The organism is Zobellia sp. OII3 (assembly GCF_002211465.1).
Lineage (GTDB): Bacteria > Bacteroidota > Bacteroidia > Flavobacteriales > Flavobacteriaceae > Zobellia > Zobellia galactanivorans.
The window spans coordinates 292,624-305,160 of the sequence record NZ_MWRZ01000002.1; the positions used below are offsets into that span (position 1 = coordinate 292,624).

15 protein-coding genes are annotated in these 12,537 nt (G+C 42.4%); 9 read left to right on the forward strand and 6 right to left on the reverse strand.

The annotated features are described in order from the left end of the window. The first annotated feature begins 20 nt into the window (after nt 1–20). From B4Q04_RS08360 to B4Q04_RS08370, 3 genes are all read left to right on the forward strand, one after another. Entirely contained in the window at nt 21–1,175 is a 1,155-nt protein-coding gene (locus tag B4Q04_RS08360; RefSeq protein WP_088696543.1) for a PepSY-associated TM helix domain-containing protein, read from the forward strand. A gap of 197 nt (nt 1,176–1,372) precedes the next feature. Next, nucleotides 1,373–1,732: a pyruvate kinase gene (locus B4Q04_RS08365; protein ID WP_088696544.1), complete on the forward strand. Its 360-nt coding sequence runs from the start codon at nt 1,373–1,375 to the stop codon at nt 1,730–1,732. 101 nt (nt 1,733–1,833) lie between these two features. Further along, entirely contained in the window at nt 1,834–2,400 is a 567-nt protein-coding gene (locus tag B4Q04_RS08370) for a TlpA family protein disulfide reductase (protein WP_013995422.1), read from the forward strand. A gap of 21 nt (nt 2,401–2,421) precedes the next feature. On the opposite strand, the gene B4Q04_RS08375 is transcribed toward B4Q04_RS08370, so the two are convergent. Further along, nucleotides 2,422–2,817 (reverse strand): DUF983 domain-containing protein, encoded by a 396-nt coding sequence (locus B4Q04_RS08375; protein ID WP_013995423.1) that lies wholly within the window; start codon nt 2,815–2,817, stop codon nt 2,422–2,424. Between the two features lie 198 nt (nt 2,818–3,015). Between B4Q04_RS08375 and B4Q04_RS08380 the strand changes: the two genes are divergently transcribed. Continuing rightward, nucleotides 3,016–3,891 carry a helix-turn-helix domain-containing protein gene (locus B4Q04_RS08380; RefSeq protein WP_088696545.1) on the forward strand — a complete coding sequence of 292 codons (876 nt, stop codon included), beginning with the start codon at nt 3,016–3,018 and terminating at the stop codon, nt 3,889–3,891. Between the two features lie 16 nt (nt 3,892–3,907). Here the strand turns inward: B4Q04_RS08380 and B4Q04_RS08385 are convergent, their stop codons facing one another. Then, a complete protein-coding gene (locus B4Q04_RS08385) occupies nt 3,908–4,672 on the reverse strand; it encodes a TIGR02757 family protein (RefSeq protein ID WP_088696546.1) in 765 nt (254 codons plus the stop codon). A gap of 32 nt (nt 4,673–4,704) precedes the next feature. Then, nucleotides 4,705–5,397: an ABC transporter ATP-binding protein gene (locus tag B4Q04_RS08390; RefSeq protein WP_013995426.1), complete on the reverse strand. Its 693-nt coding sequence runs from the start codon at nt 5,395–5,397 to the stop codon at nt 4,705–4,707. Nucleotides 5,398–5,605: 208 nt separating this feature from the next. On the opposite strand from B4Q04_RS08390, the gene folE reads away from it, so the two are divergent. The 5 genes from folE (at nt 5,606) to B4Q04_RS08415 (ending at nt 9,525) form a co-directional block, all read left to right on the forward strand. Next, complete coding sequence (gene folE, locus B4Q04_RS08395) at nt 5,606–6,205, forward strand: GTP cyclohydrolase I FolE (RefSeq protein WP_013995428.1); 600 nt, start codon at nt 5,606–5,608, stop codon at nt 6,203–6,205. Between the two features lie 79 nt (nt 6,206–6,284). After that, entirely contained in the window at nt 6,285–6,590 is a 306-nt protein-coding gene (locus tag B4Q04_RS08400; protein WP_013995429.1) for a hypothetical protein, read from the forward strand. A 283-nt stretch (nt 6,591–6,873) separates the two neighbouring features. Next, complete coding sequence (locus B4Q04_RS08405; RefSeq protein ID WP_088696547.1) at nt 6,874–8,094, forward strand: sulfite oxidase; 1,221 nt, start codon at nt 6,874–6,876, stop codon at nt 8,092–8,094. After that, on the forward strand, nt 8,095–8,583 hold the full coding sequence (locus B4Q04_RS08410; protein ID WP_013995431.1) for a hypothetical protein: 489 nt from the start codon (nt 8,095–8,097) through the stop codon (nt 8,581–8,583). A 45-nt stretch (nt 8,584–8,628) separates the two neighbouring features. After that, nucleotides 8,629–9,525, forward strand: coding sequence for a sterol desaturase family protein (locus B4Q04_RS08415; protein ID WP_013995432.1), 897 nt, complete (start codon nt 8,629–8,631; stop codon nt 9,523–9,525). Nucleotides 9,526–9,569: 44 nt separating this feature from the next. On the opposite strand, the gene B4Q04_RS08420 is transcribed toward B4Q04_RS08415, so the two are convergent. From B4Q04_RS08420 to B4Q04_RS08430, 3 genes are read right to left on the reverse strand one after another with little or no spacing between them, the layout of a single operon-like run. Then, nucleotides 9,570–11,789 carry a TonB-dependent receptor gene (locus B4Q04_RS08420; RefSeq protein WP_088696548.1) on the reverse strand — a complete coding sequence of 740 codons (2,220 nt, stop codon included), beginning with the start codon at nt 11,787–11,789 and terminating at the stop codon, nt 9,570–9,572. 53 nt (nt 11,790–11,842) lie between these two features. Continuing rightward, nucleotides 11,843–12,172, reverse strand: a complete 330-nt coding sequence (locus B4Q04_RS08425; RefSeq protein ID WP_013995434.1) for a hypothetical protein — start codon at nt 12,170–12,172, stop codon at nt 11,843–11,845. A gap of 52 nt (nt 12,173–12,224) precedes the next feature. Next, on the reverse strand, nt 12,225–12,527 hold the full coding sequence (locus tag B4Q04_RS08430; RefSeq protein ID WP_013995435.1) for a DUF6787 family protein: 303 nt from the start codon (nt 12,525–12,527) through the stop codon (nt 12,225–12,227). Nucleotides 12,528–12,537: the final 10 nt, after the last annotated feature.

Here is a 12,537-nt window from a genome sequence, read left to right on the forward strand (position 1 = left end):
AACCAACCAATACGAAGGCAATGCAGAAATATAGCTTGAGAAAATTTATCAACGATGTACATTTATGGCTAGGATTGGCCAGTGGTATTGTTTTGTTCCTTGTTTGTTTGAGTGGCACCCTACTTGTTTTTGAAGATGAAATAAAGTCGTTTTTTACCGATGATTTTGTAGTCGAGGCTACCCAAGGGGAGAAAATGTCGATCGAGCTGCTCTCCGACAAATTGAAGGAAGAGGGCGATATCACTGCGGTAACCCTCCCTGCCACGGCGAAGGAGCCTTATCTCTTTTCCATAAAGACCGACCCCAAACAACGAAGGGGGAGTACGTATTATGTAAACCCCTATACGGGAGAGTACCAAAAGGAATTGAAGTCCTCCCTCGATGGATTTTTTATGACCATGTTCCGCCTGCACCGTTGGTTGTTGCTCGATATAGAAATAGGAAGGCCTATTGTGGGGATAGCCACGATCATATTCTTGATCCTATCCATCAGTGGAATCGTTTTATGGTTCCCCAAGCGGTTAAAATGGAAAAATTTCAAGCCAGGCTTTAAAATTAAGTTTTCGGCCAACTGGAAGCGTATTAACCATGATTTACACAATACCTTGGGTTTTTATGCCTGTATTTTTTTGGTGATTATGTGTTTGACCGGACTTTGTTGGTCCTTTCAATGGTACCGAGATGCCGGAAGCGCAGTGCTTGGGGCTAAAATATTCGGAAATCGAGGAGGTGGCCCTAAGGTAAGCTCTTCCCTCGCCAAGGATGCGAAAGTAGTGTCCGTAGCCGAAATACTGGAGGTGGTCAATACAGAACTGGCCTATGAAGGACAGATTAGGCTTGCTCTGCCCAAAACCGAAACAGAAGTATACACCATTACCAAAAATGATGCTTCAGGACGCTCTCCTGTCATTACCGATAAATTGGTTTTGGATCGAGACGGTACGGTCTTAAAAAAGGAAATATTTGACGAGAAACCCCTGAACGTTCAGGTCGCGTCTTTGATCAGACCTTTACACCTAGGCGATATCTATGGTAGCTTTTCAAAGACCTTATACTTTTTGGCCTGCCTGATCGCCACAAGTTTACCTATTACGGGAACATTGATCTGGTGGAACAAGTTGCAGAAAAAAAGAAAACGAAAAAAAGGAAAGCCCCTAAGGCTGGAAACGGTTTAGTTGCTCGACTTTTATTCAAAAGGATGCCTATCGTTCGCTGTTGGCATCCTTTTTTTTTATACTTAGGCTTCACTTTCATATGGGGATGCTTAGCCGCCAGTCCCTTATCCTACAAAACCAATTTTGTTGATAATTTCTTTGCCCCGGATTCTTGAAATGAAGTGGGAAGCCATTAATTTTGCGGGCTTTCAACAATCATGAGACAACTAAAAGTAGGCGATAAATTATACAATACAAAGCAAGAAGGGTTTAACGACTTTGTCAGGTACTCCTTTTCCGAAGTAGTAAGACTTACCAAAACCTTGGCGGTTCTAAGAAATGGGATCAAACTCATTAATCAGCCTAGAATATCCTATATAACCGAAGATATTGGCTACTCGGTAAACCGACAAAAAGGGGTACATTGGCACTTGGTATCCTTAGAGGCCATACGAAAGGCCCAGATTGAAAACGAAAAAATTGCGGCTTACGAATGGTTTGAGAATAAAAAGTTTTCCTTGCAAGAAAAGCAATGGATATACAAACAGTTCAAAAAAATGAGCGAAGGCGAACAATAGGCATGGGAGACTTAATCTGCCTCCAATTCCTCAATGAGTTTTAACCAAATCAAGGCCGATACTTCTTTGACCATAACTACCAGTTTTAGTAACTTGCCGTAATGAAAAAAAGAAAATTTAGTATCGCTGATATTTTACTGTTCGTATTTATTCTGCTCTTGGTCATACCCCAGACCAGAAAGCCTATTCAGGTAGCTTTGAGTAGTGTAAAAATGCAGTTCTTTTCACCATCACCCCTTGATAAGGAAGACCAAGCGAAACTAAGTCCCTTTGCATATAAGGTCAGTACTTTAGACGGTACGAATACCTCCATAGAGATAGGGGGCAATAAGGTTACCTTTATTGGCTATTGGGCTACTTGGTGCCCGCCTTGTATTGCAGAAATGCCCAGTATTCAAAAGCTATACGATGATTATGGTACTTCGGTCGAGTTTGTACTGCTGACCCACGAAAAAACGGAAGTGGTACAGCGTTTTTTAGATAAAAAGAAATTCAGTCTACCGGTATATATTCCAAGAATGCAGGCTCCTGAATTGCTTCACGGCAATAGTATACCTACCAATTTTATCATTGACAGATCAGGAAAGATCATCATAAAGGAAACAGGGGCCACCGATTGGAATGCCGAAAAAATCAGAACGATTTTAGACGGACTCATCGCTTCTTGATTCTATTTTGGAAAGTACACCTTAGGTCCTTTGTTTCCTTTTAAGGGATTGACCATAGTGCATAAAAAAATTGATCCAAATGTTTCGGGAAAGCCGAAGCACTATGGGCAAGACCAATACCATTTCTACAACGATAATGGCGTAGGTGCTTATCAAGCCTAGACCGATTATCAGATAACAAAGGAAAAAAGCAAAGCCAGCAAAACAAAGTCCTACGGGATAACTTACATACATGGCACCGTAGAAAAAGGAAGGTTCTATTTTGTACTTGGTATGACAGTGACTACAGCGCTCTCTCATTTTTAGGGTGCTTGAAAGTTTATACGGATTGGCCGTGGTATACATACTTTCGCTTTGGCAAACGGGGCAAGTACCCGTAAATATGCTGTAAATCTTTGTGCCCTTTAAAAATTTCATATGCTATTTTTTTCTAGTACAAGAACCTCATGTTATGAACTAATGTGACATACAGACCTTCTTGCACTTTTTGAACCAATGTAACACCAATACAAACTGGTTGCATTGCTATTATATAGCAAAATTAATAGTAATACTGATGTTAAGTCTTATAGCTTTATCGCCATTTTTTGTACTTTTAAGACATATTTGCATCTCGTGAAAATTGTACCGGTCTTACATATAGAACAATTTGAAGAAGAACATTCTTCGGTCGATTTTTATAGTAACGCCTTGGCCGCCCACCTCAAAAAGAACGAAACCATCGTGCATAGGCCACACAAACACGATTTTTTTCTTTGTGTGTTATTTTTAAAGGGTAGGGGTGTTCATGAAATCGATTTTAGTTCCTACCCCATTGAAAAGGGAAGCCTCTTCTTCTTAAAACCTGGGCAAACCCATAGTTGGAAGTTCGACTCTGCAGTGGAAGGTTATATCTTTTTTCACACCCAATCCTTCTTTGAGTTGAATATTTCCGGGGTTAAGTTGCATCAATTTCCGTTTTACTATTCCTATAAAAATCCCCCTAACCTGACCTTGTCACCAGAAGCGCTTCAAGATATAGCGGTACGTTTCAATGAAATCAACCAAGAATATCACGCTAATGCAGTCTACAAAAGGCAGAAATTGGCAAGTCTGATCAACTTGGCCTACATTGACCTTAGTCGATATTATGCCGCTTTTGACACTACGGAGAATGTATTGTCGCCCACCTATTTAAAAATTCTTTCTGAATTGGAGCAAACGGTGGAGCAATATTACAGAAGTGAGAAACAGGCCCGTTTTTATGCGGACAAACTCCATATTACCACAAAACATTTGAACCGCGTTACCAAGAGCACCTTAGGCAAGACCACGACCGAATTGATCAATGACCGTATTCTTTTGGAAGCCAAACGGCTCATTGTACATTCCCAGACATCTTTGGCCCATGTCGCCGAATTCTTGGGCTATGAAGATTATGCCTATTTTTCAAGGGTTTTTAAGGCAAAGACTCAGAGTACGCCTTTGGAGTTTAAAAAGCGTTATCAATAAAACGCAAGGAAACGCTCTAGAATTTTTCAAAAACCCCCAAGCCGAAAAGGGCGAAGTCGTATTTTACCGGGTCGCTAGGATCTAGTTTACGTAGGTTTTTGTCAAGTTCGGCCAAGGCTTTGGCATCGTTCTGTTTACGGTCGAGGAGTTTCAACTTTCTACCTACGTTTCCAGAGTGCACATCCAGGGGACAGGATAGTTGGCTGGGTGAAATGCGCTTCCAGATACCGAAATCTACGGAAGTGGCGTTGCTACGTACCATCCAACGTAAAAACATATTGATCCGTTTGGCGGCCGAACCCTTTAAGGGGTCGCTCACATGTTTTTGGGTACGTATGGGGTGGGGGAGTTCAAAAAAAGTCTTTTTAAAAGCCGATATGGCCGTTTGCATCGAGTCTTCCTCGGCATGTTCGGCAAAAACCGCTTCCAGTCCCCCGTGATTGATATAAATGTTTTGGAGGCTTTTGATAAAATAGTCCAGATCCTCACTGTTGAAGGTCCGGTGCACAAAACCCGAGAGTCGTTCCGCATCGTCGGGTCTGTAGTCAAGTACAAAATCATAGGGTGAATTGCCCATTAGGTCCATCAGCCTATTGGCATTGTTGATAATGCTCTTGCGATTGCCCCAGGCAATAGTGGCCGTGAGGAAGGCACTGATTTCGATATCTTCTTTGCGTAAAAATTTATGGGGAATTTGAATGGGATCCGTTTCCAAAAATTTCGGATGCTCATACTGTAAGACCTTGGCGTCTAAAAATTCCTTTAGTTCGGTGCGGTTCATTCGATGCTTTCTTTAAACAGGGGCAGTGGGTTTTAAAGCTCCGTAACATCGGCCACCACTTCCTTGTTTACGATGAGTCCGTCTACCATGGTCAGCTTTCGGTCGGCCATATCTGCCAGCTGCTCATTATGGGTGACGATAACGAAGGTTTGTCCGAACTCGTCACGGAGTTCAAAAAAGAGTTTGTGCAAATTGTCGGCACTTTCCGAATCAAGGTTCCCGCTAGGCTCGTCCGCAAAAATAATTGAAGGGTCGTTGACCAAAGCCCGGGCGACGGCCACCCTTTGTTGCTCCCCCCCGGAAAGTTCGTTCGGCTTATGGTTATATCGGGCCGATAGTCCTAAAAAATCCAATAGCTGCTTCGCTTTTTTTTCGGCCTGTGCCTTAGGTGTTTTTTTAATAAATGCAGGAATACAGACATTTTCAAGTGCCGTAAATTCGGGGAGCAATTGGTGGAATTGAAAAATAAAACCAATATGTTCGTTTCTGAATCTGGCCAAGTTTTTGTCCGACAATTGGGTGACTTCGGTATCGTGGATCAGCAATTTGCTGTCCGACGGATTCGATTGAACGTCTAGCGTGCCAAGAATCTGCAATAAGGTCGTTTTTCCGGCCCCGGAAGCCCCCACTATGGAAATGACCTCGCCTTTCTTAATATGAAGGTCTACCCCCTTTAATACTTCTAAATCGCCGTAAAACTTTTTAATATTATTGGCTTTGATCATATATCTTGATGCTTAATCCCCGTGAATTTTATCAAAAAACGTGTACTAAATTTTAATACGAGGGTAAAAGTAATGAAAATTGCCGTTTGCGAAGGCTTCACTTTACACCCTGTTTTTGTTCCGAAAAGAATAAATTGGCGCATTGGTGCAGAAAACTGTACTTTTGTCGACTATTTATATCCTTACGGTAACGAAATAAAAGAGCTATATGGCACCCTATAGAAATTTAGAAGAATATGATTTGGAAATTACTTCGGAAGTCAAAGACCGATTTTCAAAAATTATCGATGGAATAGGGGAGGACGTTACTCGCGAAGGATTGGTAAAAACTCCCGAAAGAGCGGCCAAGGCGATGCTTTTCCTTACCCAGGGATACCAACAGGATGCCGTTGAGATTCTTGAAGGGGCGATGTTCAAGGAAGATTATGACGATATGGTCATTATCAAGGACATTGAACTGTATTCGCTCTGCGAGCACCACATGCTGCCTTTCTTTGGCAAGGCACACGTGGCCTACATTCCTAACGGACATATTGTGGGGCTAAGTAAAATCCCAAGGGTGGTCGATGTTTTTGCCCGTCGCCTTCAAGTACAGGAACGTTTGACCCATGATATTCTCGAATGCATCAACAACACCCTTAAGCCAAAAGGTGTGGCAGTGGTTATTGAAGCATCACATATGTGCATGATGATGCGTGGAGTTCAAAAACAAAATTCCGTGACAACCACCTCTGGCTTTCGTGGACAGTTCGAAAAAATCGAGACCCGAAACGAGTTTTTAAAACTGATCAGTTCCGATTTGTCTTAAGCCCATAACGGAGCACTTCGACTAAATTATTTTTTGGCATTCTTATTGCTTTTGATAATAAGAATAAATACTTTTCAATATGTCAAAAAATAAGGACGAGAAATATAAAAAACTACTTCTAGGCCTGCTCTTCGATGGTATAGGTATGCTTTCCTTCGTTATTCCGTTTATCGGGGAGTTCTCCGATATTGTATGGGCGCCTTTGGCCGGTTGGCTGATGACCCGTATGTACAAGGGAAAAATCGGGCAAGGTGCCGGTATCATCACTTTTTTAGAGGAAATTGTTCCGGGTCTAGATGTGATACCCACCTTTACCTTGATGTGGTTGTACACCTATGTTTTTAAAAAAGCCGATGCTGCCGAAACCACAGAAATAAATCCCTGATTTTTGCTCGGGAATAGGTTAATGGGAATTTTTATATGCCCTAAAAAGTCTATAGATTTAATAGGTATTTAGCTACAGTATTCATTTGTAATCGATTAGGGTGACTTTTTAACAAAAGCCCGAAATCCCAATGTTTAAAGGGCTTTAAATTCTTTATTTTATTTTGTTTAAGTTTTTTTGATCGACTTAAAACTAAATCCTTAAAAAAAAATTAAAATCAAATAATAGCACAGGGTAGTATATTAAATATCTATAACTTTGAGAGTAAACCAGACCTAAATTTATGCAAAGAAGAAAGTTTATTGGAAGAGCGGCCCTTGCATCTCTAGCGGGTATAATCGGTGCCGACATTGTCTACGGATCAAAAATGGCGGAAAAGTATGTACCCTTGGCTCTTCAGGATCCCGACCCTTTTAAGTTGTTCAACAAAGACAAGGAGATGGTCGTACTCAACGACAAACCATGGAATATGGAGGCCCAGGCCCATCTTTTAGACGATAAGGTCACACCGAACAAGTATATTTTTGTCCGTAATAACGGACTCATACCTGAGGCAATAGATGTAAAAAATTGGACGCTTACCATCGATGGTGAGTCCGTCAAACAAAAAAAGACCTATACCCTTGAGGAGCTCAAATCAAAGTTTAAGCACCATACCTATCAATTGACCTTAGAATGTGGCGGTAACGGAAGGAGCGAATTCGACCCACCCGCTAAGGGAAACCAATGGACGGTAGGCGCGGTGTATTGCGCAAGTTGGACCGGTGTTCGGCTTCGTGACGTTCTCGAAGATGTTGGCATAAAAGACGACGCCGTGTATTTTGGCTACCATGCGGCCGATATCCACCTGAGCCGAGACCCTGGGAAAGAACCTATATCAAGAGGGGCCCCTATGGCTAAGGCCATGCAAGACGAAACCCTATTGGCCTTTAAAATGAACGGCGAAGATATCCCCTTGGCACATGGGTATCCACTTAGGGTAATTGCCGGCGGCTGGCCTGCATCGGTGTCGGGCAAATGGTTACAGCGTATCAGTATTAGAAATATCGTTCACGACGGCACCAAAATGACAGGCACCGCATACAGGGTTCCCTGTAAACCTGTTGCCCCAGGGGAAAAAGTAGCGGACGAAGATATGTGCATTATAGAGTCGATGCCGGTAAAGTCACTGATTACCTATCCGAAATCGGGCGCCACTATTCCCGAAGGAAAAAAATTAACGGTCAGGGGCCATGCCTGGGCCGGGGAGCTAGAGGTTGCCAAAATGGAATACTCTATTGATTTTGGTTCTACCTGGAAGCAATGTAAGCTTGAAAAACCTGCCAACCGATTGGCCTGGCAGCATTTTTCTGCCCAAGTGGAATTTCCACAACAAGGGTACTACGAGGTTTGGGCGCGCGCGACCGATTCAAACGGATTTAGCCAGCCCATGTTATTACCGGGGTGGAACCCCAAAGGCTACCTGAACAATGCCTGTCATAGAATAGCCGTAAAAGTTGCATAGATGAAGAAGCCGAACCACGACAAACTGAAACAGGAATTTCGGGGATTCTACAGGGTATTGATCCTTACCTGTACCATAGTAGCTATTTTTGCGGTCGGATTGATCTACCTTTTGGTCGACCCCGATCTATCGGCCTTTAAGAATAACGGACCTGATGCCGAGATAGTCACCGTGCCGGTAGAGGAAGATGATTTTGACAAAATAGAAAACGGGATCCACGTACGGACCGGTTTTGTCGATGCCCCGGGAATGATGGAGACCGTTCAAAATTGCACTAATTGCCATTCCGCAAAACTGGTGATCCAAAACCGAATGAACAAGGAGCGCTGGAAGGCCACGATCAGATGGATGCAGGAAACCCAGAATTTATGGGATTTAGGGAAGAATGAAGATATTATCATCGATTATTTAGTAACCAACTATCCCCCCAAGAAAAAAGGCCGAAGGGAAGTTTTAACCGATATTGATTGGTATGAACTGAAAGATTGAACACCTTTTTTCGACCAATACCCAAGTTTATAGCTTGCTTTTATTATGGAAAAATATCTTGATGCATTTCTCAATTCCTTTATGGGTACACTCAATTGGACCTGGAAGTCGATTGTATTTGAAGTCCCTTGGTACACCAATTATTTTTGGGGAATCATCTTGCTCTCCATATTGGTCTGGATTCTCGAAATTGCTTTCCCGTGGCGCAAAAACCAAGCCGTTTTTCGAAAGGATTTTTGGTTGGATGCCTTTTACATCTTTTTTAATTTTTTCCTTTTCACCATAGTTATTAGTGGATTTTATAAGTGTTTGGAACTATTGTTCTTAGATATAGGGATAGCATCCAATACTTTAGCATTGGTCGATTTAAAGGAATGGCCGGAAATCTTTCAACTATTGGTCTTTTTCGTGCTCTTGGATTTCGTGCAATGGTTTACCCATATGCTACTTCATAGATATGCCTTTTTATGGGAATTCCATAAGGTGCACCACAGTGTAAAGGAAATGGGTTTTGCAGCCCATATGCGCTACCATTGGATGGAAAATATTTTTTATAAGCCCTTAAAAACTTTTGCAGTAATGATATTGGGAGGCTTTGAGCCGGAGCAGGCCTATATTGTTCATTTTGTTGCTATTGCCATCGGTCATTTAAACCATTCCAACATTAAACTTACCTGGGGACCGTTAAAATATATCTTCAATAATCCGGTCATGCATTTGTACCACCATGCCTATGAACTTCCCGAAGGAAGAAAGAATGGCGTTAATTACGGCATAAGCTTGAGTATGTGGGACTATCTTTTTAAAACCGACTACATCCCCGAAGATAGTGGCCTCGTTCCTCTGGGCTACGAAGGGGACAACGAGATGCCCAAGGGCTTTATTGGCCAGTTCGTTTATGGTTTTCATTCCAAGCGAAAAAACAAAGCCACAAACCCATAGGAAGCTTTCCTGTCGGCCTGCGGCTTCGCATCTTTTTAAAAGGGTTAAAGCGGAATGCTTATCCCTAAATTTATATTCCTTCCAATATTCGCTATACCATCGGTTTTCAGACGGGACAAGTGCGAAATATAATCGGTGTTTAAAATATTGTTGGCGCTAACGCGAATATCGATAGGGTAACCAAAAAGAAGGGTCTTTCCTCCAAGCCCCAAGCTCAAAAGGTTATACCCGTCTGAAGCGAGTTCAAATCCACTGACCTTATCCTGTTTAAAAACGGATTTAAGCGTGACGAAAGCATAGTAGTTCTCTAGCCAACTGTTACTTTTGGTGAATTCCGTACGTAGGGTGTTGTTCAGGGCGTTTGCAGGAATCAAAGGCAAATAGCTGTCGTCTTTAAGTTTTCCGGTAACCATTTCAAAACTACTCTCAATATGTAGCCAATCTAAGGGATGTGGATGTATATGTAATCCGATTTCCCCGCCGTAGAGTTTGGCGTCTTGCTGTTCGTATAAGAAAACAGTATTTCCGTCGATGGTCTGACCATTGGATTGAATAAAGATATAATCGTTTACTGCGTTGTAAAACCCGTTGACATAGAACTCTACGTGTTCGTTTTTATATTCTAGAGAGATGTCGGTCTGCAGGTTTTGTTCGTTGCTCAAATCGGCATTACCTATTTCGTAGCGGTTCGTGCCTTCGTGTACCCCGTTAGAAGTCAATTCGGCCAAATTGGGCGCCCTAAAACCCGAAGCCAGGTTAATTCGGGCGGTAAGCCGTTTTAAGGGTTCCAGCTTATAACCAATGGCGGCATTCACACTATTGAAGTCCCGATCTATCGGAGCGATATACCCCTCTTCACCGGAGATCCCATTTTCCTCACCGCTCAGGGTACGCCGATCATAGCGGAGTCCGAGCTGTAGGTCGCTATTGTTCTCAAAATGAAGGTGTGATGTGGCCAAGAAACCGATGTCGTTGGTCGTGGCATCGGGAATCAGGACTTCTTCCCCGAAATTGGTATTGGTTTGGTGCATTCCTTGCGCACCGACAATAGTTTCCCAGTTGCCCCATTTTGGCAAGTGATAGAGAAGATTGTAGTTGAAAGTGGCCAAATCCATATCAAGGGCGGCACCTTCTTCCCCTTCCTCAAACTCTTTTCTTGTATTAAAGGTATAGCCCAAAATGGTTTCCAAACTTGACGCTCCAAAGAAAATATTGGTTTTTGAACTTACAATATGGTTATCTATTTTTTGAAAGGGGGAAAGGGGTGCGCGTTCATTGGTCTGAGCACCTATTTCTTCTGGAATACCCAGTTTTAGGTAATTGTAGTTATAACGAAGTTCCGTTTTAAAATTGTTTTCCTGATAGGCGATACCCGTTTTTACATCGTGTTCCTGAAACCTCGAATTGGTTACCGTTACATCATCGCCTGTGTGATAATCGGTATGACTGGCCGTGCTCCCCCTTAAAATAAACTTGAACTTTTCCCCAGAGGTTTTAAACCCGGCATTGGCATTAAGCCCTTCGGTGTTTGAAAAATAATTAAGATTAAGGTCGCCTTCGGTACTGTTCGCCACTGCAAACTTTTCAGGGTTAAGGTAGAGTACCCCGCCCATGGCATCTGAGCCGTAAAGGAGGGAAGCAGGTCCCTTTATAACCTCTACACTCTCAATACCCGCATCACTTATACCAAGACCGTGTTCATCTCCAAACTGTTGATTTTCAATTCGAATGCCTTGGGTATACACGAGTACACGGTTAGAACTAAGTCCTCGTATGACCGGCTTGCCTATTCCAAGGCCGGTAGAGACACTTTCCACCCCTGGAACATTGGTAATCCCGTCGGAAAGCGTAACCGCCCCCTTGGTCTTAAGGCTCTTGATATCGGCCCTTTCTACCTTCATCACATTTTCACGCTGTAGCTTATGAAAGGGGGTCGAAACGATAATTTCTTCCATTTCAATAGCACTGGATGCCAATTGGGCATCATAAGTGTTGTTGCCGGTCGTGATTAAAATAGACTTCGACAAAGTTTGAAAACCAATGTGGGAGATAACAATCTTATAGCTCCCCGTTGGCAGGTTGTTCAATTCATAACTTCCGTTTTCATCGGTGACCGTACCCTTTTCCAACTGTGGAAAATAGACCTCCGCACCAAATAATTTCGTGTTTCCCCTTGGATCGGTAACAGTTCCCGATAAAGCGTTTTGGGCGTGTACATAAGTTCCCAACATTGCAAAAAGCAATGCATATATAAAGCGTTCCATAATAATTATGATTTAAAGTAATACTTAAAATAAAGTGATATAAATCGAGGTAATTATGAAAGTTGGGGTGGTCCCCTAAGTACAAAATGTAGTTTTTGGTATTTGCTTAAAAAGAAGTAGAAATTGTTGGTATTCTCCCTAGTGATTTCAGGGGTATAAGGTGTAAAGGCAATTAAGAAAGGAGTGAACTGAGGGGAGAGATGGAACTTTTGAAAATCACAATCCAACTCGGCTTCATGCACGTGAAGGCTATCGGCTTCGGTACACTCTTCGGAATGGTGTTCGTAAAGGGCGTGTGCAAGTTTAGTGATCGAAGGTGCAAGGATACAGACCACCAGCAAAACGGAAATCGTTGAAGTTAAAATGCCGATGATTTTATTCATGCCACAAAACTAGAAAAAATTACAGTAGTCGTTTCGTTAAAGAATTGGTAAATTATTTAAGCAAGAACCCTAGGCCAAGCCTGTGGATCATTTTCTTTTCAAAATTCCAGAAGAACCGAAACTGACCAAAGAGCCATCCAAAGGCCACCAAAAGCACTTGGTAAATAGGGAATATCAAGAAAATACGTGCCGTCCAGTATAACCAAGCACTCGTAGTTTCGCTGTCAAGACCTATAAAAGAAGTAATGGGGGCAGCAAGTTTGGTAGCACAGGAGCCGGTAATGGCAAAGACCAAAAAAATGACGGCTAACTGAAAATTGGAGTCTACGCCCCAGCGTTGTTTAAGTTTTTTCATAACAAGAATC